This is a genomic window from Pantoea sp. UBA6567, assembly GCF_002434165.1.
Taxonomy (GTDB): domain Bacteria; phylum Pseudomonadota; class Gammaproteobacteria; order Enterobacterales; family Enterobacteriaceae; genus Pantoea; species Pantoea eucrina.
In genome coordinates this window covers 375,964-399,187 of sequence record NZ_DJJN01000004.1, presented here as the reverse complement: position 1 = coordinate 399,187, position 23,224 = coordinate 375,964, and the positions used below count along the sequence as shown (strand labels likewise).

24 protein-coding genes are annotated in these 23,224 nt (G+C 52.8%); 13 read left to right on the top strand and 11 right to left on the bottom strand.

Annotated features, from left to right (window positions below; all coding sequences use genetic code 11):
* The first annotated feature begins 36 nt into the window (after positions 1 to 36).
* Positions 37 to 585, top strand: coding sequence for a helix-turn-helix domain-containing protein (locus tag B4M48_RS05175; protein ID WP_040113746.1), 549 nt, complete (start codon positions 37 to 39; stop codon positions 583 to 585).
* A gap of 97 nt (positions 586 to 682) precedes the next feature.
* Here the strand turns inward: B4M48_RS05175 and B4M48_RS05170 are convergent, their stop codons facing one another.
* The 3 genes from B4M48_RS05170 to B4M48_RS05160 form a co-directional block, all read right to left on the bottom strand.
* On the bottom strand, positions 683 to 1,993 hold the full coding sequence (locus B4M48_RS05170) for an MFS transporter (RefSeq protein WP_040113748.1): 1,311 nt from the start codon (positions 1,991 to 1,993) through the stop codon (positions 683 to 685).
* Between the two features lie 111 nt (positions 1,994 to 2,104).
* The gene (locus tag B4M48_RS05165) at positions 2,105 to 2,704 is read right to left on the bottom strand and encodes a nucleotidyltransferase family protein (RefSeq protein ID WP_250341390.1); all 600 of its coding nucleotides are present in this window, start codon (positions 2,702 to 2,704) and stop codon (positions 2,105 to 2,107) included.
* A 54-nt stretch (positions 2,705 to 2,758) separates the two neighbouring features.
* Positions 2,759 to 4,135: an aldehyde dehydrogenase family protein gene (locus tag B4M48_RS05160; RefSeq protein ID WP_288656163.1), complete on the bottom strand. Its 1,377-nt coding sequence runs from the start codon at positions 4,133 to 4,135 to the stop codon at positions 2,759 to 2,761.
* 397 nt (positions 4,136 to 4,532) lie between these two features.
* Here B4M48_RS05160 and B4M48_RS05155 point away from each other — a divergent pair, with 397 nt between their 5' ends.
* From B4M48_RS05155 to B4M48_RS05135, 5 genes are all read left to right on the top strand, one after another.
* Positions 4,533 to 5,468 carry a RepB family plasmid replication initiator protein gene (locus B4M48_RS05155; RefSeq protein ID WP_040113754.1) on the top strand — a complete coding sequence of 312 codons (936 nt, stop codon included), beginning with the start codon at positions 4,533 to 4,535 and terminating at the stop codon, positions 5,466 to 5,468.
* A 1,026-nt stretch (positions 5,469 to 6,494) separates the two neighbouring features.
* The gene (locus B4M48_RS05150; RefSeq protein WP_071668117.1) at positions 6,495 to 7,694 is read left to right on the top strand and encodes an AAA family ATPase; all 1,200 of its coding nucleotides are present in this window, start codon (positions 6,495 to 6,497) and stop codon (positions 7,692 to 7,694) included.
* 7 nt (positions 7,695 to 7,701) lie between these two features.
* Positions 7,702 to 8,673: a ParB family protein gene (locus B4M48_RS05145; protein WP_040113758.1), complete on the top strand. Its 972-nt coding sequence runs from the start codon at positions 7,702 to 7,704 to the stop codon at positions 8,671 to 8,673.
* A gap of 258 nt (positions 8,674 to 8,931) precedes the next feature.
* Positions 8,932 to 10,038, top strand: a complete 1,107-nt coding sequence (locus B4M48_RS05140) for an ABC transporter substrate-binding protein (protein ID WP_040113760.1) — start codon at positions 8,932 to 8,934, stop codon at positions 10,036 to 10,038.
* Between the two features lie 242 nt (positions 10,039 to 10,280).
* A complete protein-coding gene (locus B4M48_RS05135) occupies positions 10,281 to 11,102 on the top strand; it encodes a Cof-type HAD-IIB family hydrolase (protein WP_040113762.1) in 822 nt (273 codons plus the stop codon).
* Between the two features lie 34 nt (positions 11,103 to 11,136).
* Here the strand turns inward: B4M48_RS05135 and B4M48_RS05130 are convergent, their stop codons facing one another.
* On the bottom strand, positions 11,137 to 11,538 hold the full coding sequence (locus tag B4M48_RS05130) for a winged helix-turn-helix transcriptional regulator (RefSeq protein WP_040113764.1): 402 nt from the start codon (positions 11,536 to 11,538) through the stop codon (positions 11,137 to 11,139).
* A 108-nt stretch (positions 11,539 to 11,646) separates the two neighbouring features.
* Between B4M48_RS05130 and B4M48_RS05125 the strand changes: the two genes are divergently transcribed.
* Together B4M48_RS05125 and B4M48_RS05120 are read left to right on the top strand one after the other, a co-directional pair.
* Positions 11,647 to 12,696, top strand: a complete 1,050-nt coding sequence (locus tag B4M48_RS05125; protein ID WP_250341389.1) for an NAD(P)-dependent alcohol dehydrogenase — start codon at positions 11,647 to 11,649, stop codon at positions 12,694 to 12,696.
* A gap of 342 nt (positions 12,697 to 13,038) precedes the next feature.
* Entirely contained in the window at positions 13,039 to 14,094 is a 1,056-nt protein-coding gene (locus tag B4M48_RS05120; RefSeq protein ID WP_071668122.1) for a diguanylate cyclase, read from the top strand.
* A gap of 21 nt (positions 14,095 to 14,115) precedes the next feature.
* Here B4M48_RS05120 and B4M48_RS05115 read toward each other — a convergent pair whose 3' ends face one another.
* From B4M48_RS05115 to hpxD, 4 genes are all read right to left on the bottom strand, one after another.
* Positions 14,116 to 14,382, bottom strand: a complete 267-nt coding sequence (locus B4M48_RS05115; protein ID WP_040113772.1) for a DksA/TraR family C4-type zinc finger protein — start codon at positions 14,380 to 14,382, stop codon at positions 14,116 to 14,118.
* 513 nt (positions 14,383 to 14,895) lie between these two features.
* Positions 14,896 to 15,099 carry a general stress protein gene (locus tag B4M48_RS05110; protein ID WP_040113773.1) on the bottom strand — a complete coding sequence of 68 codons (204 nt, stop codon included), beginning with the start codon at positions 15,097 to 15,099 and terminating at the stop codon, positions 14,896 to 14,898.
* A 435-nt stretch (positions 15,100 to 15,534) separates the two neighbouring features.
* Positions 15,535 to 16,503: a PDR/VanB family oxidoreductase gene (locus B4M48_RS05105; RefSeq protein WP_288656158.1), complete on the bottom strand. Its 969-nt coding sequence runs from the start codon at positions 16,501 to 16,503 to the stop codon at positions 15,535 to 15,537.
* A 9-nt stretch (positions 16,504 to 16,512) separates the two neighbouring features.
* On the bottom strand, positions 16,513 to 17,544 hold the full coding sequence (hpxD, locus tag B4M48_RS05100; RefSeq protein WP_071668124.1) for a molybdenum cofactor-independent xanthine hydroxylase subunit HpxD: 1,032 nt from the start codon (positions 17,542 to 17,544) through the stop codon (positions 16,513 to 16,515).
* Between the two features lie 133 nt (positions 17,545 to 17,677).
* On the opposite strand from hpxD, the gene B4M48_RS05095 reads away from it, so the two are divergent.
* A complete protein-coding gene (locus B4M48_RS05095; protein ID WP_040113783.1) occupies positions 17,678 to 18,592 on the top strand; it encodes a LysR family transcriptional regulator in 915 nt (304 codons plus the stop codon).
* Here B4M48_RS05095 and map read toward each other — a convergent pair.
* Both map and B4M48_RS05085 read right to left on the bottom strand, forming a co-directional pair.
* A complete protein-coding gene (map, locus tag B4M48_RS05090; protein ID WP_394661925.1) occupies positions 18,589 to 19,371 on the bottom strand; it encodes a type I methionyl aminopeptidase in 783 nt (260 codons plus the stop codon). The two genes, B4M48_RS05095 and map, sit on opposite strands and share 4 nt — an antisense overlap.
* The gene (locus tag B4M48_RS05085; RefSeq protein WP_040113787.1) at positions 19,368 to 19,613 is read right to left on the bottom strand and encodes a ParD-like family protein; all 246 of its coding nucleotides are present in this window, start codon (positions 19,611 to 19,613) and stop codon (positions 19,368 to 19,370) included. The genes map and B4M48_RS05085 overlap by 4 nt, the downstream gene beginning before the upstream one ends.
* A 349-nt stretch (positions 19,614 to 19,962) precedes the next feature.
* Here B4M48_RS05085 and B4M48_RS05080 point away from each other — a divergent pair, with 349 nt between their 5' ends.
* Positions 19,963 to 20,199: a hypothetical protein gene (locus B4M48_RS05080; protein ID WP_040113789.1), complete on the top strand. Its 237-nt coding sequence runs from the start codon at positions 19,963 to 19,965 to the stop codon at positions 20,197 to 20,199.
* A 322-nt stretch (positions 20,200 to 20,521) separates the two neighbouring features.
* On the opposite strand, the gene B4M48_RS05075 is transcribed toward B4M48_RS05080, so the two are convergent.
* Positions 20,522 to 21,010 (bottom strand): MarR family winged helix-turn-helix transcriptional regulator, encoded by a 489-nt coding sequence (locus B4M48_RS05075; protein WP_040113792.1) that lies wholly within the window; start codon positions 21,008 to 21,010, stop codon positions 20,522 to 20,524.
* Positions 21,011 to 21,173: 163 nt separating this feature from the next.
* Here B4M48_RS05075 and B4M48_RS05070 point away from each other — a divergent pair, with 163 nt between their 5' ends.
* From B4M48_RS05070 to hchA, 3 genes are all read left to right on the top strand, one after another.
* On the top strand, positions 21,174 to 21,851 hold the full coding sequence (locus B4M48_RS05070; protein ID WP_104085746.1) for an SOS response-associated peptidase family protein: 678 nt from the start codon (positions 21,174 to 21,176) through the stop codon (positions 21,849 to 21,851).
* A gap of 78 nt (positions 21,852 to 21,929) precedes the next feature.
* Positions 21,930 to 22,190, top strand: a complete 261-nt coding sequence (locus tag B4M48_RS05065; RefSeq protein WP_071668189.1) for a hypothetical protein — start codon at positions 21,930 to 21,932, stop codon at positions 22,188 to 22,190.
* A 121-nt stretch (positions 22,191 to 22,311) separates the two neighbouring features.
* Complete coding sequence (hchA, locus tag B4M48_RS05060) at positions 22,312 to 23,160, top strand: glyoxalase III HchA (protein ID WP_040113796.1); 849 nt, start codon at positions 22,312 to 22,314, stop codon at positions 23,158 to 23,160.
* Positions 23,161 to 23,224 lie beyond the last annotated feature (64 nt).

The following is a 23,224-nucleotide window of genomic DNA, read 5'->3' as shown; positions in this document are numbered from 1 at the left end:
ATGAACAAACGTTCGATAAAACGAACAGGAGCTACTGTGACACCACCGATTGATACTATTGCCGCCGGGCTGATCCGCGAGCGGCAGCGTGCCGGACTTTCACTGACTGAAGTGGCTCGCCGTGCGGGTGTGGCAAAATCAACGCTCTCACAACTGGAAGCGGGCAACGGCAATCCCAGTATCGAAACCCTCTGGGCGCTCTGTGTCGCGTTAAATATTCCTTTCGCCCGCCTGCTGGAACCAGAGGTAAAACGTCTGCAGGTTATTCGCAAAGGTGAAGGGATGATTGTGTCGGCTGAACTGGCTGATTATCAGGCGGCTCTGCTCGCCAGCTGCCCGCCAGGCGGGCGACGCGACCTCTATCTGGTGACCAGTCAGCCAGGCGCGCCGCGCGCTTCAAAGCCGCATCCGCCCGGTTCGGTTGAGCACGTTATCATTGCCCGCGGGCGGGCCAGGGTAGGACCCAGCGATGCGCCGGTGGAGCTGAATCCTGGCGATTACATCTGCTATCCCGCTGATGAACCCCACGTGTTTGAAGCACTGGAAGCCGATACCATGGCGGTGCAACTCTCTGAGCAGAACTGATATCGCCTGAGCCTGAATAAACGCGTCCTGCCTGACGTGTACGCAACGTTCACTGTAATCAGTAAAGCGCGCCCGTAACAGGCGCGCTTTATGGCGATCAGCGATTGACCAGTTTTGCCGGCAGTGCCAGCACCAGCAGGCAGCTGAGCAATAAACAGGCAGCAAACAGCCACAGCGCCCCGTCGCTGCTGCCGGTCATATCCAGCGCGATTCCCATAACAGAATTACTGACCAGGCCTGCAATATTGGCAATTGAGCAGGCGAGCGCAAAACCTGCGGCGGCGGCAGTACCGGTCAGAAAGGTTGCGGGCAGGCTGAAGAAAACCGGCACGGCACCAATAATCATCGCCTGCGCAATGGAAAATAGCAGCACGGTTACAGCCACATTACTGCTCCAGAAGGGCGCGCAGGCCATTGCGGCTGCACCGATGATAAAAGGAACAATAATATGCCAGCGGCGTTCGCGCAGCCTGTCTGAGCTGGCTCCAATCAGCAGCATGCCAGCCAGCGCGGCCAGACTTGGGACCGCCGTAAGATAACCAATCGTGGTGAGATCGGTGGAGCCTGCTTTTTTCAGCAGCGTCGGTAACCAGAAGCCCATTGCGTAAGCGCTAAGCAGTATGGAGAAATCGATTCCGCCCAGCATCACTACCCGCAAATTAAGCAGGCCATCCCGCAGCCGGTGTTTCGCCTCAGCAGCTTCGCCCGCATCGCTGCGGAGTTCATCAGCAATGACCTGTTTTTCCTGAACGCTCAGCCAGGATGCCTCTGCCGGGCCATCCGGCAGCATTCGCAGCGTCATCAGCCCCAGCAGAATACTCGGCAAGCCCTCCAGCAGAAACAGCCACTGCCAGCCATGCAGCCCGTGCAGTTTGTCGAAGTGCGTCATGATCCAGCCTGATAGAGGGCCGCCGATGATACTGGAAAGTGGCAAACCCAGCATAAACAGCGCAATAATGCGGCCGCGTCGCCATGAGGGAAACCAGCGGGTCAGATAAAACAGCACGCCCGGCAGAAACCCTGCTTCTGCCACGCCCAGTAAAAAGCGGATCGTATAGAACTGACCGGGAGTTTTTACCAGCAGGGTAAACGCCGAGAGCACTCCCCAGCTGATCATGATCCGCGCGATCCAGATCCGTGCGCCGGTGCGTTGCAGAAACAGGTTGCTTGGCACTTCAAACAGAATGTAACCCACAAAAAACAGACCCGCACCCAGACCAAACGCCGTTTCGCTTAGCGCTAAGTCGCTTGCCATCTGCAGCTTGGCAAAACCAATATTAATGCGATCCAGGTAGGCTGCCAGATAACACAGGCAGAGAAACGGGATCAGTTTTAACGTTATTTTTCGATAGATGGCGGCACTTTCCCGCCGCGACTGGATTACTGAAGGATCGGCTACTGCGCTCATCACTCTCTCCGCGTACCATGACTCTGAACAGGGACGGTCAACCGGGTAGTGTGTCACCCGTTCGCATAAATATGACCGCGCGAGAGTAGCGGTAATTATCACCCTGCGCCACTACTTCCTGCGGCGGGCGAGCGGCGTGGCGGTAACGGGGAGATCGGCGTCGCGGATCACGCCAGCGTGTCCCTGCAAACGCAGCAGGCGCGCGGTATCAAGCAGCGAGCGGGCGCCGCTGTCCCCTTTTAACTCACTAAGTGCCGGGCCATATTCTGCCGCAAAGCCTACCGGGTGGCCGGGTTTGTTCTGCCAGCAAAAACGGGCCTGGGAGGCCCCTTCGGAGAGTGCGCCGGCGATACGCTGATGATCTTCTGCAGTAACCCATGCCATATCGCCGGGCTGAATCAGCCAGCCAGACCAGTGCGGCACAGCGCGAACGGCAGCGGCAATCGTCTCGCCGCTGCCTGCACTGCTGACACACAGCACCGGTATCGCCTGCGCGGCAGCCAGCGCCCGTATCGCGGTATATTCAGGTCGCGTTACCAGCAGAAGCGGCAGCCCGCTGTGTTGTGCTGCATGCAGCGTCATACCGAGCACAGGATGGGGTGTTCCGGTGCTGTCAGGCAAGAGGGCAAGCAGCTTATTGCCTTTTCCGCCCGCCTGCTGAAAACGTGTTCCCTGCCCTGCTGCAAGGATGATAATGCCCGGACTTTTCATGTTGCTGGCTACCTGAAAATCGTGAGGCGCACAGTATTGCGCGCCTCAGGGCAGTTAGCGACGGTTTTTCCATACTGTCTGGATATTGCAGAACTCGTGTACGCCAAAACTGGAGAGCTCACGGCCATAGCCGCTCTTTTTAACGCCGCCAATCGCGACGCGCGGATCGGATGCGCCGTTGCCGTTGATAAATACCGCTCCTGTTTCCAGCCGCTCTGCCAGCCAGCTGGTCACCGACTCATCGCGGCTCCAGACGGTGGCACTCAGACCGAAATCGCTGTTGTTAGCCAGCGCAAGGGCGTGTTCTGCATTACGCGCCGTAGTGATTGCCGCGACCGGGCCAAATATTTCCTGCTGAAATGCTGTCATCTCCGGCGTCACATCAGCCAGAATGGTAGGGGCATAGTAATTTCCTTCCCCCTCAATTTTATGACCGCCCAGCACCAGACGTGCGCCCTCTTTGAGCGTTTGCTGCACCTGCCCATCCAGTTCATCACGCAGATCGTAGCGTGCCATCGGACCGATAAAGGTCTGCTCATCAAGCGGATCGCCAATTTTTAGTGCGGTTACGGCCTGGCTGAAACGCGCTTCAAACTCGGCGGCGATACTCTCTTCGATGATAAAGCGCTTCGCTGCCATGCAAACCTGTCCGGTATTCTGATAGCGCCCCACAACGGCTGAAGCGACAGCAGCGTCAAGATCTGCGTCGGCCAGTACGATGAAAGGATCGGCACCGCCCAGCTCCAGTACTGTTTTCTTCAGTACCGCACCGGCCTGTGTTGCGATAGCGGCGCCTGCGCGTACGCTCCCGGTGACTGCAACGGCTGCAACGCGTGAATCGCTGATTGCTGCTGAAACGCCGTCGTTATCCGTATTGATAACGGTAAAAGCACCGTGCGGCAGTTCTGTTGCCTCAAACAGTTCAGCCATCAGATAAGCCGATCCCATTACGCTGGGTGCATGTTTTAACAGATAGGTATTGCCGGCAAGCAGCATGCTGACAGCGCCACGCAGCACCTGCCAGTAAGGAAAATTCCACGGCATCACAGCCAGTATGACGCCCAGTGGTCTGAATGACTGCCACGCCTGCTGACCCTCTACCGGAGCTGGTTTATCAGCAATCATGGCCGGGCCATGTTCGGCATACCAGTCACATAAGCTGGCACATTTCAGGACTTCTGCACGTGCCTGGGCAACAGGTTTACCCATTTCCCGTGTTGCCATAGTGGCCAGTTCATCCTGACGCTGACGCAGCTGTTCACCCAGCTGACGCAGTACCTTCACACGCTTTTCAATCGTTGTATTACGCCACAGCTCAGCGGCTTCAGCGCTCTGTGCAAGGGAGCGATCAAGTTCCTCAGCGGTCTGGAGTGGATACGTTGCGAGAATGGCACCCGTTGCAGGATTACGTGAAATTACATGGTCAGTCATCAGAATTCCTCAGTACATGGCTGTTGATCATGCCTGTTACGATACGCCTGATTACTATTGATATAAAATGAATAATATTGATCAAGTTGTTCTCTTATTGAAAGCAATTAAGAGAGAGTGTCTGCCGTGGGATCCTGAGTTATCCACTTATACATAAACCAGATCCTAATAAGAGATCATAAAGAGATCAAAGATAGATCCTAAGAGATCCCCGATCGTCGCAGGCCGCACCACACAAGGCCTCAAAGGGTGATCATGTTCACTATAATCAGTAAAGCATTCACTGTAATCAGTGCTATATTCACTGTACTCTGTGGAATGTTCACTATAATCAGTGCTAATGTTCACTGTAATCAGAAAACGATCCCTTTCATCCACAAAATGAAGATCTCATGCCATGGCAGACAAAGAGAGTAAAAACAAGGCGTTACTGGAACCTTTTCTGTCGGTGACAAAAAACAGTGGCGAAGTTATCCAGCTCCATCCTAACAAGAATAATACTGTCCAGCCTGTGGCACTGATGCGTCTGGGATTGTTTGTTCCCACCCTTAAATCCACTGCTCGCGGCAAATCCGGGGCTATGGCCTCCACTGATGCGACCAAAGAGCTGAAAAACCTCTCGCTGGTAAAAGCGGAAGGGTATGAGAAGATCACCATAACCGGTGCCAGACTGGATATGGATAACGATTTCAAAACCTGGGCAGGGATTATTCAATCCTTCTCCCGTTATCCGACCAAAGGCGACACGGTTACGCTGCCTTTTATCGATTTCGTTAAGATGTGTGGTATTCCGTCAGCGAACTCTTCTGCGGCCCTGCGCAGGCGTCTGGATGCCTCATTACGGCGCATTGCAACCAATACGCTCTCCTTTGAAGGTAACGGCAAGGCTTATCATACTCACCTTGTACAATCTGCCTATTACGATCGGGAAAAAGATCTGGTGCGCATTCAGGCCGATCCGAAGCTGTTTGAGTTATATAACTTTGATCACAAGGTTCTGCTTCAGTTGCGGGCCATTTCGCGCCTGAAACGTAAAGAGTCTGCTCAGGCGCTCTATACCTATCTGGAAAGCCTTCCTGTTAATCCGGCCCCTATCTCGCTGGCGCGACTGCGTATGCGTCTTAACCTGGGATCGAAAACCACCACGCAGAACCATGTGGTGCGGCGTGCTATGGAGCAGCTGAAAGAGATAGGCTATCTCGACTATTCCGAGATTAAGCGTGGACGTTCCGTGTTTTTCATCATCCATAGCAGGACGCCCAAGCTGGATGGTATCGGAAATCTGGAGAGCATCGACGTGCTGGATGAGATCGAGTTTGACGACGAGTCGTGATGTTCACTGTAATCAGCAAAACATCTTTTCCCGCCGCTGTGCCGTATCAGCCGTGCAGCCCTACTCTGCTCCTTAATGTTCCCCATGCAGGCTGGCTGTTCACTGTAATCAGTAACGTTCACTGTAAACAGCAGGCTTCTTTAGCCAGGCTGGGAACAATCAGGCACGGTATGCACCAGACGTGGCATAAATTGATAGTAAGCACTAACATATCTTTTCAGGCAGCTTAATCCCGCTCTGTTTACTGATTACAGTGAACGCCTGCTAACCCTCTGCCCTGCCCCGCTGTGACCACTGTATAGAGTACACAGCTGCTGTTCACTGTAATCAGCAGAGGGCCAGATAGCGTTACGACAGCTGAAAGCAATACCTTTTACGGCCCGCTCTATTGCCCAGGCCGCCTGCGGACCTGTCTGCTGATTATAGTGAACGCTGCCAGCGATAAGACGGGCCGTTACTGACTACAGTGAATGTGGCCAGGCTTTACTGCAGTGAGAGCGGGCATCCGCTACTGATTACAGTGAACGTGCTGCGTATAGACGATCCAGGCGCCAGTGATACTAAACGACCGCGTTCTGTGGCTCTCCTGATTACAGTGAACGTTACAGCCAGAGAGAGGCTAATTTGCCGGAGAATGCTGACTACAGTGAATGCTGCCGAAGAGGGTCTCCTCTGTTTTTAACAGCTGACTATTGACTACAGTGAACGTGCAGAGAGATACCGGCCAGAGCCTGCTTCACACAGCGTGTTTGCAGCAGCCTGCAGTGAATCTTTTACTGATTACAGTGAACGCTGCGCCCTCATTTACTGATTACAGTGAATCTTTGGACTTCCGACTTATATCTGAACGCCTGCAACTTTACGTTTGCTGATTACAGTGAACGTTTAGCGGCTACTGATTACAGTGAATGCTGCGGGCAATACATTCTGCAGGCATAATTAAGCATTCCGGTTTACAGGATAAGTAATTGCCTTATGTGCAGGATTTAAGTATAAAGTCATAAATCCTACATGTGTGGAGCAGGTATGGCTAATGATGAGAAGCAGATTCTGAAGGTTGCTCAACGTTCAGAAAGAATGCTGATGAGTCTCACCGAGCAGATTCAGGCGCAAAAAGAAGAACTCAAAGAAAATACGTTTTATCAGGTCTATGCGAAAGCCGCGCTGGCTAAACTGCCAAAACTGACGCGCGCCAGCGTTGATTATGCGGTCAATGAGATGGAAGAAAATGGCTACGTGTTTGATAAACGCGCTGCCGGCAGCTCCACCAAATATGCGATGTCGATTGAAAACATTGTCGATATCTACCATCACCGGGGCGTACCTAAATATCGCGATCGCCACGCGGAAGCCTATACCCTCTTCGTTGGCAATCTGAAAGGTGGCGTCTCCAAAACGGTCTCAACCGTCTCGCTGGCACATGCGCTGCGGGCGCATCCGCATCTGCTGTTTGAAGATTTACGTATTCTGGTCATCGATCTGGATCCGCAATCTTCGGCCACCATGTTTCTGAATCATGAACGTTCAGTGGGTCTGGTAGAAGCCACTGCCGCCCAGGCGATGCTGCAGAATGTCAGCGGCGAAGAGCTGAAAAGCGACTTTATTGTGCCCTCAATCATCCCGGGCGTGGATGTACTGCCCGCTTCAATTGATGATGCGTTTATCGCTTCACGCTGGGAGGAGCTTTGTCATGAACACCTGCCAGGGCAGAACGTGCACGCTGTGCTGTATGAAAACGTTGTGGCAAAGCTCAAAAAAGATTACGACTTCATTTTTATTGATAGCGGCCCGCATCTGGATGCGTTTCTCAAAAATGCGATTGCTGCTTCTGATTTGCTGATGACGCCCGTTCCGCCTGCGCAGGTCGATTTTCATTCGACGCTCAAATACCTTACCCGACTGCCTGAGCTGGTAGAGATTATTGAAGCCTCAGGGGCTGAATGCCGGCTGCAGGGCAATATCGGCTTTATGTCGAAACTCTCCAACAAAGCCGATCATAAGATGTGCCATAGCCTGGCTAAAGAGATTTTCGGTGGCGATATGCTGGACGCGGCGCTGCCGCGGCTTGACGGATTTGAGCGCTGCGGTGAGTCGTTTGATACGGTGATTTCAGCTAACCCTTCTACCTATGTGGGCAGCAGTGAGGCACTGAAAAACGCGCGATCGGCTGCAGAGGATTTTGCCAAAGCCGTATTTGACCGTATTGAATTTATTCGTTTGAACTGAGGTTAAGATGAGCGCAAAACGCATTACTATTGGCCGTACTTTCAGCCAGTCACCTCTGCAAAATGAACACACTGCTGCAGAACATACGCAAACGTTTGTGCTGAATACCGGCAAACGCGCGCTGTTCTCACTTCAGCACGTCTCTGCCCGCGATGTGGAAGCAAAGACTTTTGTCGTGCAGGAGACCAACGGTCGCGATCAGTCTGGCCTGACGCCAGAATCGCTGCGTGACATCATTCGTACGATTAAACTGCAGCAGTTTTTTCCCGCCATCGGGGTAAAGCGCGGTGAGCGCATCGAAGTACTTGATGGCTCCCGCCGTCGCGCTGCCGCGCTGCTCTGCAAAACGGGTCTGAGCATACTGGTGACTGATGAGGATATCTCTGCCGAAGAAGCACGTCGCCTGGCTCAGGATATTCAGACTGCGCGTGAGCATAATTTGCGTGAAGTAGGTCTGCGCCTGCTGGCTCTAAAGCAGAGTGGCCTGTCGCAAAAAGAGATTGCTGAGCAACAGGGACTGTCACAGGCTAAAGTGACACGCGCCTTACAGGCCGCGAGTGTGCCGGCTGAACTGATCATGCTGTTTCCTAACCATGCTGAACTCGCTTATCCGGACTATAAGCTGCTGCTGCAGGCATGTGAAAGGCTTCAGGAGAAGCAACAGAGCATAACCACGCTGGTAGAGACTATCAGCGCGGATATTGATGAGATTGCCTCTGAAGATGGCCTGGCTGAAGATGAAGTGAAGAATGCCATTTTGCGTCTGGTGCGCAATGGCAGTAACGCACTGCTTGAGGCTCCGGGAAAAGAGAAAGTCGTGACGACGTCGCTCTGGGACTTTGCTGACAAAGATCGCTTTGCCCGGAAAAAATCCAAAGGGCGCACCTTTAGTTATGAATTTAATCGCCAGCCTAAAGAGCTACAGGATGAGCTGGATAAGGTCATCAGCAGCACGCTTGCTAAATATCTGGAGCAGTAAACATACCGCCTGCGGGCGGTTTATTTGCTTTCGCCACCCCTTTTTCACGCCTAAGTGATTGTCAGTTATAGATTTGAGCTAAAAATTTCAGCCTGAAATCGCCACTGTTTCAGGCTGTTTTACGTAACAAAAGAGAGCCTTTATCCGGCAGGATGACGCATTCCGTTACAACCGCACCCGCACGGACCCTGCTCCGGCTTTACCAGTTATGATAAATTAGATGATAATAATTACTATTCAGTAACGAACGGAGTTCAAATGAAAGTTATTTGCGGCGTGGCGCTGAGCCTGGGTGTGGCTTTATCAGCGTCAGCCACCACCTATCCACTGACCATCACCGATCTGGATGGACAGCAACATACGTTTTCTAAAGAGCCTCGCCATATTATTTTACAGGATGGGCGTGATGTACTGACGCTGGCTCTGCTCGATCGTGATAATCCTTTTGAACGCATTGTAGCCTGGAATAACCTGCCTAAAAAACAGGATACGCAAACCTGGGAAATGCTGAAAGCACGCTGGCCGCAGGCGGAAAAAATTGTTGATATGGGATTCAACGATCAGGGTCAGGTCAACCTTGAAAGCGTGCTGGCGCAGCAGCCGGATGTGATGATTGCACAGTTACGTGCAAAACCGGCGTTGATCCAGTCTGGTGTGGTCAGGACGCTTGAAAATCTGCACATCCCGGTTGTGTTTGTAGACTATGAACTGCACCCGGCGCAGAACACAGCTAAAAGTGTTTCTCTGCTTGGGCAGATCCTTAACCGCGAAGAGCAGGCCCGGGACTATACAACTTTCTATCAGCAAAAAATGTCCGCTATTACGAATAAAGTCAGCGGCATTGAAAAGAAACCCACAGTGTTTATCGAGCCTATTGCCGGCAACAGCGATAACTGCTGTTTTACGCACAGTCATAACGGCTGGGGCGGACTGGTCGAAGCGGTAGGAGGCAAAAATATCGGTTCTGCACTTTTACCGGGCAACTCAGGTTTTGTTTCGCTGGAAAAAATCATCGCGATGAAGCCTGATGTCTATATCATGACCGGTTCTAAACGGCCTAACAGCAACGTGTTACCGTTTGGCTATGGGGTTAAGCCTCAGGAGGTCACTGCAACCTTCCAGACCCTGACGCGCCGTACCGGCGTGGCACAGATTGAGCCGGTGAAGCAGAACCGGGCTTATGGTATCTATCACCATTTCTACAACCATCCGTGGAATATCATCGGCATGGAAATCCTGGCGAAAGATCTCTATCCGCAGCAGTTTGCCGCACTGAATCCGGTTGCCGATTATCACCAGCTGGTTAAAACCTTCACGCATCTGCCAGATGACGCTATTACCCTGAGCTATCCTGACAATAACTGATTGAGCCGGGCGGCCTTAATGCGCCGCCGGCAACCTTCTTTGCCTGGCATCTTCCGCTGTGCAACTCATCTTATTCACTGTAATCAGTAAACCATACAGATGCTCCGCGTCTGCCAGCGAGAAATCTCTGAAAGCAGTGAACATCGTCACTATTAACATTCTCATTAATCCACGTCGCGAGTAAGCTTATACTCTATAACAGGCCGGACGGGCTGACGGCAGATTCTATATGGGAGAGAGTAATGGCAGTTAAGATGATTGCAGTAGATATGGATGGCACCTTCCTTGATGATAACAAGCACTATAATCAGCAGCGTTTTGCCCGCCAGTACGCACTGCTCAAAGAGAAAGGGATCCGCTTTGTTGTTGCCAGCGGCAATCAGTATTATCAGCTGCAACACTATTTTCCTGATATCAAGGATGAGATCGCGTTTGTTGCTGAAAACGGCGCCTGGGTCTCAGACTGCAATGAGGAACTGTTTTGCGGAGAGCTGGCGCCTGAGCGGGTAGAGCAGATCCTGACTATCCTGGCGAAAGAGCCTGATATCAGCGTCGTGGTCTGCGGCCGCAACAGCGCCTATGTGCACAACTCTATGCCTGAACATGTGGTGAATAAACTCAGCAATCACTATCGCCGGCTGGAAAAGCGCGACGATCTGAGCAGCATCGACGACACCATTTTTAAATTCTCATTAAATCTTGAGCATGAAGGCGTTGAGGCGCTGATGGCGCGGCTGCATCATGAGCTGAGCGCAATTGAGAACATTATGCATCCGGTCTCCAGCGGATTCGGCTTTATTGACCTGATTATTCCTGGCTGTCATAAAGCGCACGGCATTGCCATGCTGCAGCAAAAATGGGGCATTGATGATTGTGAGGTGCTGGCGATTGGCGACAGCGCAAATGATATCGAGATGTTGCGACAGGCTTGCTACAGCTTTGCCATGGATAACGCTGCCCCGTCGGTTGCGGCAGTCGCCCGCTATCGTACGCAGAACAATAACGAAGAGGGCGCACTCAACGTCATTGCGCGCCTGCTGGCCCGGGAAACGCCGTTTAACTAAGTCTGACCTGACAGAGCCGCCCGCGGCGGCTCTGTTACTCCTCTGACTCAGCTTTAAGCCGGGCAGCGTGCAGATTAGCCTCCATACTATCCAGCGCGGCCTGGTTCTTAAGCCCCCACGTATACATCTCCTCCACCGGTCGGGCAAATGTCATTCCCAGCGGGGTGAGCCGGTAGTCGACTTTAGCAGGCGTAACGTCATATTCCCGCCGTTCAACCAGGCCGCGCTGTTCCAGCGCTTTTAGCGTCTGAAACAGCATTTTTTTTGATATGCCCTGCAGGCTGCGCTGCAGCTCGCCGGTTCTGGCACAGTGATCTGGCCAGTGATAAAGCGCATGCAGCACCATCGTGCTCCATTTGACAGAGAACAGCTCCAGCAGTCTGCGCGGAGGTGAATCCGCATAAAAGACCAGTTTACCCTCTTCCCAGGCTGGCATGCCTGACTCCTTATAAGGTCACCGTTTGGTGCCTACTGTTAATTCTTTTTCGCATTCACTATAGTCTGCCGCCTCTCAGCTTATTAAGCCATCTTTGCCGGAGGCACAATGAAAATCAATGCACTGGTTGCACATAATGCAACCGCACCCCTGACGTCCGATAGCGTCGCGCTGCGCCCGCTGCAAAAACAGGATGTCAAAATTGAGATCCTCTATTGCGGCGTCTGCCATTCTGATCTGCACATGGCGCGTAATGAATGGGGCGTCAGCCGCTATCCGCTGGTACCGGGACATGAGATTGTTGGCCGGGTAACGGAGGCGGGCAGTGAAGTCAGCAAATTCAGGCCAGGCGATCTGGTTGGCGTTGGCGTAATGGTGGATTCCTGCCGGACCTGCCATTTCTGTCAGCAGCATGAAGAGCAATATTGTGAAGCGGGTTTTACCGCGACCTATAACGGGACCGACAAGTACACCGGCGGCACCACCTGGGGAGGATACGCTGAGAGCGTAATTGTCGATGAGCACTTCGTGGTCGCCGTTCCGCAAAATCTGCCACCAGCCGGGGTAGCACCGCTTCTCTGTGCCGGGGTTACGGTCTGGTCGCCATTACGCCATTTCAATGTTAAAGCAGGCGACCGTGTGGGCGTGGTTGGACTGGGCGGACTTGGACACATGGCGGTTAAGCTGGCCAGCGCAATGGGGGCAGACGTCACTCTGTTTACCACTTCTGCCGCCAAGCGCGACGATGCACTGCGCCTGGGGGCCAGTCGGGTAGTGGTATCTCACAATGAGGAGGAGATGGCAGCCTGCCAGACTTCGCTGGATATCATCATCAATTGCGTGGCAGCTCCGCACGACCTTAATCCCTATCTTGCCACGCTGAAAACCAATGGACGTATGGTGCTGGTAGGTATTCCGGATCGGCCACATATTTCGCCGGATATCACCCCAATGGTTTTCCGCAGGCTGAGCATCACTGGCTCTTCAATCGGCAGCGTACAGGAAACGCAGGAGATGCTCGATTTCTGCGGCCAGCATAATATTGTGGCGGATATCGAGACTATTACCGGGGATGAGATAGAACAGGCATTTGAGCGTATGCTACGCGGCGATGTGCACTATCGCTTTGTCATCGATATGCAAGCGACTCAATGGTAAGTCTATGATTAACAGCGATTTCAGCCTGAAATCGCCAACAGAGGCTCTTCAGGTGACATGTTAAACGATGTAATCTGAAAAAATAATCTCTTAAGCCGGGCTTTACTGGCAGTCTGAATAGTGCAGCATTTATTTCAGGCTGTCAGATTTATCCAGCTTATCTGTTTGATAAGTATGATTATTTTATTAATGAAAGGATGATGGTAAAAACAGCCGTTGTGCGCCAGCGTAATTACATAAGCACGGTAACTTCAATCGATAAGGGGGAAGCGTCAAAATAATTCGCTGTTTGCGCCTTTTTCCCGATAAACTGCGGTTCCTGTTGATCAGATTTATCTTAGAATGAACTATTACACCCCTGATGATGATCATCTGAAAAAACGATCGAGACGTTTCGTCCGGCGCATGTTTTTTATGCGTCAGCTCGGTACTGTACTCTGTTTCTTTCCTATTCTTTCTGTGCTGCTCGATACGCAGCGCGAGCTGTTCTACAGCGCTTTACTGTTCATTAATGCCTTTGCCTGGCCGTGGCTTGCCTGCCAGCGTGCACTGCGCGCTGAAGATCCGACCAGCGCTGAACGTAACAACCTTACGCTCGATGCCGCTTTTGGCGGGATATGGGTGGCGCTGATGTCGCTCACTCCGGTGCCCTCGGTGATTATCATGGCCGTACTGGCCTCAGATCGCTATGCGGCGGGAGGCAGTACGCTTCTCATCTCCGCTATTAAAGCGTTTATAGTGGCTTTCCTGTCGGTGTGGATACTCGATGGTGCACGGATAGAGAGTGCCTTTACGACGCAGACGGTGTGGCTGACGCTGCCGCTCGCCAGCTGTTACATGCTGGCGCTGAGTATCGCTTCTTATAATCTGACCTGGCAGCTGCGCAAGCGTAATCGCGAACTGGAGCGCGTAGCTCTGATGGATCCGGGCCTGCAGATCCCTAACCGACGGCTATTTGAACGACGGCTGGAGAGTGAGTTTTTAAGTACGCGGCGTGGCGACAGTAACGGCTATCTGCTGCTGCTGGATCTGGACCATTTCAAGGCCGTCAATGACACCTGGGGGCATGAAGCCGGAGACTTTCTGCTGGCAGAAATTTCCGCTCTGCTGCGCAACTATGTCGGTATTCAGGATATACCCGCGCGTCTGGGAGGTGATGAGCTAAGCGTTATTGTTCACCATGCCAGTGATGAAACCGTGGTTGCTCTCGCCAGGCGACTGCGTGAAAAAATAGCGCAGGTTGCTTTGCCTGCCGCTCCTGATTTTCACTGCACGGTTAGCATCGGTATCGCTCCTGCGAGCAGCGCTGATTCTCTGCGCGACTGGCTGCGCCATGCGGATGAGGCCCTCTATCAGGTAAAGCGGGCAGGGCGTAACGACGTTCTGCTCTGGAGCTGAGTAACACAAGTCTGCGCCAGGCTAACGCAGCTGGCTGTCTTTACTGCCCCGGCGATTATAACCGCTACTGCTGGCTTCTTTCTTATCCAGTTCAGACTGACACTGGATACAGTAGCGTACGCCGGGCAGTGCCGCGCGACGTGCTTCGGGTATCGGTTCTCCACACTCATCACAGAAGCGTGCACTGTCACCCTGCTTAAGATGACTTCGCGCCCGGGCGATAGCATCATCAACCGTCGCATCAATCTGTTTCTGGACTGCGCCATCTTCCGACCAGCCACCTGCCATAAAGCCCCCTTATCGTTGCTGAATATTAACTATAGTCAGCGGTGATGCACGCGTCGCACTTTGCGTGCGGTTGCAGTCATCCCTCATTGCTGCCTCCTCAAACGAAATACCCGGCATTTGCGCAGGCAACGATAAGATGCATCATTAATGCAATTTTTCTTTATTAAATATAGAGTTAGGTCGTTTATTATTTAAAATGCGTTGTAGTATGGGTTTATATTTTTAATAAAAGTGTACAAAGGGTTGTGCGTTGTACAAATATATCCATTCATGTTGCTGGTTAATAAAAATGCCATTTGTAAGTCAGTCAGAAAATATAGAACGTTTTTTTGTTAATAAAGCGAAGCGGTAAAAAAGGGTATCGATCAAGTTTTAATCGAAAATTCTTCTCCGAATGAAAAAATAACTCTCCTGACAGGTCAATTCTTTCGCGTAAGCGAAGCGTAAACGATGTCAGGAGAGTGTCATTTTCAGAATTAAATGAAGTGCAGAGATATCGGGCTCTGTATAAGTTTACTTACGACGGCTGATCTTCCCTCCTTTTCTGCCCGCTTCAATAGCCCGTTCAGGATCGTTTCTGAAGTTGCCACCGCTGACCTGGCCGCCCTTGCGGCCTGCCTCGGCAGCACGTTCTTTGTTAGCAGCAAAGTTACCTGCACCACCGCGGCGTGGTTTGGTTTTTTCAGCTTCTTCCGGGTTATTGCTGGAATCCTGCATTTTTTCCTCTCTGTTCATGCTGACTTGTGGCAAAAATAAATGTAGCGCTGTTTTTACCATGTTCAAGACAGAATTTATCCTGACTTTTTAATTTACGACGGGTCGTTTGTTTAAGTAAGAATCGATCTTAAGCGATTCTGTTATCTTAATCTTACGCAGGTGAATAGTTAGCATTTTACTTTGATAAAGGAAAGCGTTCTTTGCGTCCTGAAAAGGTTTAATGAAAAGTTGTGACAATTAGCCGGGCACAGCATTACGTCATGCAATAAAAGGGTGCAGGTATTCATTTGCGCTTCGTTTATTTTTTTCGTGACAGAGTATTGAGGACCGGAACATAAGCCGGGACTAAAAATAGACAGAAAATGATAGATGATAACAGGCGTGTTTATCGGGGCAGGGGAGGCCAGGCTGCTGGCCGGGTCAGCAGCCAGCTGTTCAGAGATCGATTGTCAGGCTGACGGTATGGCTGCGGGAGCAGCAGAGTGCAATACACTGGGAGGGCGCCGCTTTTTCTTTGTCAGACTGAACCGTATCGCGATGGTCCGGCTGGCCTTCAGTAACAGGTGTCAGACAGGCTCCGCACATACCCATTTCACATGACAGCGCAACCTCCACACCCTGTTCAGTCAGCACTGCTGCAATGGAACGGTCCGGCGGAACCAGCCAGCTTCTGCCCGATCGCGCCAGGGTTATAGTGAACGCTGCGCCTTGCTCAGTTACCTGCTGCGGTGCAGCTGCTTTAAATGCCTCTGTATGAATCGCCTCAGGAGGCCAGCCGCAGGTTTCAGCCTGAAGCTGCAGATGGGACATAAAAGGCAGCGGACCACAGAGATAGATATGTGCGCCGGGCTGATAGCGAGCGATACTCTCAGGCTGATGAGTGCGGGCGCTGACACCCTCACTGCTGTACCAGATGTGACAAATGCCGTGCGCAAAATTCTGGTTCAGGAGTGCTGCAAACGCCTCATCGCCCCGCTCTCTGAGATAATAGTGCAGTTCAAACGCCTGGCCTGCTGCCTCCAGCGCCTGTGCCATCACAGAAAGCGGAGTAATGCCGATGCCTGCGGCCAGCAGGATAACCTTCCTGGCAGCGACCAGCGGAAAAAGATTACGTGGCGGAGAAATAGCAAGCTGCATGCCCGGGCGCAGCGTTTCATGTATGTAGCGCGACCCACCGCGCGACTCAGCCTCAAGCGCCACGCAAATTTCATAGCAGTCACGTCTGTTTTCCGCTCCGGTCAATGAATATTGCCGGATCATTCCCGGCTGCAGATGCACATCAATGTGCGCACCTGCCTGCCATGCGGGCAGCAATTGCCCGTCTGCCGTCATCAGCCTGACGCTCAGGTTACGGCGGCCCTGACGCCAGATGCCGTCTGTCACCACATTAATCAGTTCGTTCATTGCCGCCCCTCACACCAGAAAAAATTCACCAAATCCCATACGTTTTAGCCCACGCCGGTAGGCCACTGAACTGCGATCGGCCGGAATATGCGCCTCCAGCGTAAGATCCAGCGGCAGACGTTCAGGGCGCTGGGTCTCCACCATCAGCCGATCCTCCTCAAAAACGCGCAGGTTAAAGGCGTGCACCTCTTCCGGAGGAATGTGCAGATCAAAGTTGCGTGCGATAGGCGCAAACATGCGCGTCTGGCGGGCTGAAACCGGAGAGGCAGCATTCATGATTGTCAGGCGGGCGTCGCCAGGGAAGAAAATGGTCAGCGTGGCCGTAAAGGGCAGATGCATCTCAAAACGTCGCAGCCACTCAAAGCCGTCGGGCGCCTGCTGCGGGCTGCCGGCAGCAAAATTACTGACGGTACTCCAGTAGTCCACGCTAAAGCCGTAGTCGGTTTCAACCGGGTTATATGCCGGCACCAGCTGGTTAGCCGCATCGGCAAAGGTGTCCGTATGCACCCAGGCAAAATGCGCGACGTCCAGAAAGCCCTCTACCTGGCGGCCGGCAAAGCCTGCGACATCAAATCCAGGGCAGTTGATTTGCTGAAACCCGCTGTCATCCCAGTGCGGCATCGTCGGCAGTTTTGCCGGCTGTTCACTGTCGGGCGCCAGACAAACCCAGATCAGTCCAAAACGTTCCGTCACGGCATAAGAGGTAAGATGCAGTTTGGCAGGCACCGGCTGGTCCGGACTCGATGGAATACGGTTACACCGGCCATTTTCCCCAAAACGCAGGCCGTGATAGGGACAGATAATGCCCTCATCATCATGGAAACCCAGCGTCAGCGGTACGCCACGATGTGGACAGATATCACGTGCGGCCACAACGTCCCCCTTAATCCGATACAGCACCAGCTGTTCATCCAGCAGAGTCGCCTTCACCGGCGCGCTGCTGATATCGCCGCTGCGCGCAACAGGATGCCAGTGACGCGCAAGGCGCAGCCAGTCTTCGGGATCAAAAGTGCAGTGGGCGGGCGGTGTCGGACCGGACATAGTTATCTCCTGATAATCAGTTCACACAGCGTGATAAACATAATGTTTGTCAGGACATTGTTATTACGCTTCTGTGTTACGATCCATCGCTAAGATTACAGTCTGCTGTTGCAAAAAAGTGTACAGGTGCACGATGAGCCCATTCTCCCGCTTCGCTCTCTATTTTACCGAAGTCGCCCGCAGCGGCAGCCTGCGCAAAGCGGCAGAAAAGCTGCACGTGTCGGCCTCTGCGATCAACCGGCAAATTTTGCAGGCAGAGGCCGCCTTTAACACGCCGCTGTTTGAGCGTCTGCCTGAGGGTCTGCGTATGACCACTGCCGGAGAGTTGCTCTACAGCGATCTCACGCGCTGGCAGCGCGAATTTCGCGTTACGCGTCAGCGGTTCGATGAGATACAGGGGCTAAAACGTGGCAATGTCACTCTGGGAATGGTGCAGTCTCTGACCCGGGGCCGGATAGCTGAACGGATAGCGGCAATGGCGCAGACGCACCTCTGGCTGAATCTGACGCTTACCGTTGATAACAGCCAGCGCATCAGCCAGCTTATCCGGCAATCTGAAATCGATTTTGGTCTGATCCTCGACCCGGATGGGCAGAGCGGCCTTAATGTACTGGCTTTTGCCGAACTGGAAATGGGCGTGGTGATGAACAACCGGCATCCGCTCAGCACCCGTGACGCTGTCTCGCTCAGTGAACTGAGTCACGAGCGGCATATTCTGCCGGGCGACTCACTGGTTGTTCATGAGCGCGTCGCTGCGCTCTATCACCGGCAGGGATTCCAGCCTGAAAATGTAATCGGCTGTAATGATATACGGCTTATCCATACGCTGGTGGCGCAGAACAGCGGTATCTGTGTGCTGAGCCTGCTGGATGTCATGACTGAGGTTGAACAGGGTGAGTTAAGCTTCGTACCGCTCAGGCACAGCGTTATGCGCCCCCTGACGCTGGCCTTATGCACCGCACCGTCGCGACAGCTTTCGCGCGCGGCGCAGATGCTGATTCAGCAGATGACAGAGGTGATTGACGCGATGAGTGTCACTCAGCGCTAAACCGGAGAGTAGCTGCCGGTGCCATCCGGCCAGGGTGTAAGAAGATCAAAGCCGTTATCCGTAACCGCAACGGTATGCTCCCACTGCGCGGAGAGGGAACGATCTTTGGTCACTACCGTCCAGCCATCACTCAATACGCTGGTTGCCGCTTTGCCGGCGTTGATCATGGGCTCAATAGTAAAGATCATGCCGGGTTCCAGCGCCAGGCCTTTACCGGCCGTACCATAATGAAGCACCTGTGGTTCATCATGATAGATCCGTCCGGTGCCATGACCGCAATACTCGCGCACAACCGAGAACCCTGCGCCTTCAGCTACCCGCTGGATGGCTGCACCGATATCGCCCAGCGTGGCGCCGGGTTTAACCACGTGGATACCCGCTACCATGGCATCGTATGTGATATCCACCAGTCGTCTGGCACGAACTGAAGGCTGGCCCACAAAGTACATACGACTGGTATCGCCATACCAGCCCTCTTTGATGACCGCGACATCAATATTAATGATATCGCCCTCTTTCAGTCGTTTCGGGCCGGGGATACCGTGGCAGACTACATGATTAACTGACGTGCAGACCGTGCGGGTATAGCCGTGATAGCCGATATTTGCCGGCGTGATGTTTAAAACATCAACGATATAATCGTGACAGAGACGATCCAGTTCGTCGGTGCTGATACCCGGCTTCACATGAGGACCAATCATCGCCAGTACGGCAGCAGCGGCCTGGCCCGCGGCGCGCGCCTGTTCAATTTCAGCGGCATTATGGAGCGTAATATTCACGATGCTTTCTCCTGAGTCAGAAAGAGAGGATGGTTTAAGAGTGCGGCCAGGTCGCTGCCCCCGTCGCGCTCTATGCGCATGAGCAGCCGGACCAGCGCCTGATGATCTTTGTCAGGATAGAGTTCCGCCAGCATGCCCATTTTCATCCAGTGTTCCGCCTGTGCGTTGACTGAACGGCTCAATGCGCCGCTGGCGATACGCAGATTTTCGTGCATCAAATCGGAAATTTTCACAATGCCCATCGCTGTGCCTTATATGTTTTATATATGAAGCATATACTACCCGCAATAAAGAAAGAAACAAGGTGCCTGCAGCGAATACAACAAAGCCGCAGCCGTTAAGGCAGTGGTAAAACGCACATCAGGCCTGTTAATTGTTTACTCTTTATCCTGAAGCGAGCCTCTCAGACATGCAGTAAAAAATTTCAAGTATCGGTTTAACCTTTTATTATTCATGTGGTTAGAGAGAAGGGAAGGCTCTGGTCCGATGTTAGTGACGGATTGTTTCTGAATGGAAATAAATTTTGTAGTATCTTTTTAGCGGTATGAAAAGCCCTTTCTCCAGATGTAAACTGACCCGGCGACCGCAAATATGAACAAAGCAGATGATAGTGAATGGGTAGACATAGTAATAGGCGAGGCGGTAATGGCTCTGTTCAGTGAGGAGTTACCCGTCTCTTATGATGCTTTGCTCAGCAAATTGCAGGAGATGCTGGCAGCAGAGAAGAGCGCCGCAAAAACCCGTTCACTGTTTTTTGCCATCCGGGAAATTCAGGGAGCAGAGCACCCGGCGATCAACGTGGCATCAAATGAACAGACTTTGCACTAAACGTTGAGGCGTACCGCTCCGTCATGACTTATTGCTTTCTGGCTGTCAGGGCGCGCGCCGCGCTCGCGTAGATCTCTTTCATCCCATCCAGCGCCTCTTTTTCCTGCTGGCGCAGACGCGTCAGAATGTTATCCGTACTCAAAGGCTGCCCTGATTTACGTAAAAACGAAACGGCGCGCCCGATGACGGCATGAATAGCACTGTTGTTATCCAAAACGCTGAGTTTCACGCTTTATCCCTCTGCCTGGTTTTCTGATATTCATGGCTGCCACTACATACTCTGCACAGATCAATTCCTGAGCAGAGTGCTTCTTATTTGCGCTCAGGGCAGTGCCCGATGCAGCTTCTCCCGCAGGGCTGCCACTCTTACGGTAAGATCGTGCAACTCTTCATAGGGGGTATCCATTACCGATATCATATCGGCGGGCACGCCGGCGGCTTTGCTTTTAAGCTGCAGCCCTTCATGCGTCAGAAAAATGCGTACCCGGCGTTCGTCTCCTCCCGCATCACGTTTGCGCAAAATAAAACCGGCCGCTTCAAGTCTCTTCAGCAGCTGGCTGAGCGTGCCGGAGTCCAGCCGCACACGTGCGCCAACCTCCGATACTGTCACCTCATCTTTTTCCCACAGCGCCAGTAAAACCAGATACTGGGGATAGGTAAGCCCAAGCGGTTTTAGTCTGGACTGATAAAGCTTGGTCATCGCCAGCGATGCAGAGTAGAGCGCAAAACAGAGAAACTGGTCGACGGTGACCGGTGCATCAGAAAGCGCACCATCATGCTCACCGCTTTGATCATTTATATCAGTACACATTCACAATCCATTTTAGTGAGCTGGCCGGCAGGGAAAACGCACGCTGCGTCCGGGCAGCCACAAGTATTGAATCAAATTAAATTGATGTCAATGTAACCTGGCACAAACGCTGTCGCCGTCGCGGGTCTGGCAAACTGGCCTATGCTTACAGCCGGAGGCCGATATGTGTGGACGATTCGCGCAGTACAGCAGCAGAGATGACTATTTTATGGCGCTGGGTATTGCGCCGGACGAAATCCAGTACGATCCGTTGCCCATCGGGCGCTACAACGTTGCGCCTGGTACCCGGGTATTACTGCTCAGCGAACGCGAAGAGGCGCTGCAGCTGGATCCGGTCTACTGGGGATATGGACCAGAGTGGTGGCATAAGCAGCCTTTGATTAATGCCCGCAGCGAAACCGCGGCCAGCGGCCGGATGTTTAAGCCTCTCTGGGAACAGGGCCGGGCGATAGTGCCGGCTGATGGCTGGTTTGAGTGGAAAAAAGAGAAGGGGAGAAAGCAGCCGTTCTTTATTTATCACCAGCGTAAAACGCCGCTGTTTTTTGCTGCCATCGGTAAGGCGCCGTTTAATCACGTTCAGGGGCATGAAGGCTTTGTCATCGTGACCGCCGCCAGCAATAAAGGCATGGTCGATATCCACGATCGCCGCCCGCTGGTTCTGACCGCAGAAGGCGTTCATGAATGGCTGAGCAGCAGCACCTCTGCGCGTCGCGCGCAGGAGATTGCTCATGAAGCTGCTGAGCCGGAAGAGGCATTCTGCTGGCATGCGGTGACCACGCGGGTAGGCAGCGTACGTCAGCAGGATGCTGAGCTGATTGAAGAGATCGTGCCGGAAAAGTAGTGGCTGATACATTTTATCTATTGAAATGAAAACCGGTGTCCGGTTGCAGCCAGCGGTATGCCATTCAATAATCGAAGCATGACAACTTATCGCGTTAGAGTCGGGTATCATAACCCGTCAGCCCTGACTTTCAGGCAACTTGATGAACTGCTGGAGCCGCAGCGTTTCTGGCGTACTGCTACTCACACCAGTCGCTTCCGGTACTATATGGAGTATGAGTATGAATCTGACGTACGTGACCTGTGCGCAGTCTGCGCGCTGGCTTACTCTCAGGCCTGCCGCGTGCGGCGGTGTCCGCTGGTATTAGTTGAGGAAATGTCTGCCGCTGTGACGCAATAAGTTGTGCGTACCGATGTTCTCTACGGCGCAACAGGCGCAGCGGCATTCAGAATTGGCTCAATGAGCCAGGCCGTTTTTTCACCTACGCTTCTTTCTGTATTTATTCACAGAGGAAGCATAAATGACGAACGAACTCAGCAGGAAACCCGTTGCCGATCGTGCCGAGGCAGACGCATTTTTCCCCTCCGACTACTCGCGCGATCGGTTTACCTCTCCTCTATCCGATCTGGAGGGCGCAGACTATCCGGCGCCCGGCGACGGAAGCAAAAAAATTCTGGTCCTGTGTGCTGATGAACGCTATCTGCCGCTGGATAACGATACGCTGTTCTCAACCGGCAATCATCCGGTGGAAACGCTGCTGCCGATGTATCACCTGCATCAGGCGGGCTTCGGTATCGACATTGCAACGCTCTCTGGTCAGATGGCAAAGTTTGAACACTGGGCCATGCCCGGAGAGGATGAAGCGGTATTACAGTTCTATCAGCGCTACCAGTCAGCCTTCCGCTCTCCGCTCAGGCTGGCAGATGTGTTAGCGTCCCTCTCTCCTCATAGCGACTACGCGGCAGTGTTTATCCCGGGCGGGCATGGCGCGCTGATCGGCTTACCGGAGAGTAAAGAGGTGGCGACATTGCTTCGCTGGACGCTGGAAAACGACCGCTATCTGATCTCACTCTGTCACGGCCCGGCGGCGTTTCTTTCACTCGCCGGATCCGATAATCCGCTGGCTGGCTATGAAATCTGTGCTTTCCCTGATGCGATTGATAAGCAGACGCCGGACATAGGCTATATGCCAGGCCATCTTACCTGGTACTTCGGTGAGAAGCTGCGCGCAATGGGTCTTCATATTATCAATGAAGATATCAAAGGTACGGTACATCGCGATCGCAATGTTATAACGGGCGACAGCCCTTATGCTGCAAATGCGTTAGGCAAACTTGCTGCAGAAACGTTGCTGAAAGCTTACGGTTAAGGCGTCTGATTTCCCAGGCCCTGACAGGCATCTTTGTCAGGGCTGATATTTCTTCCTGATTAAA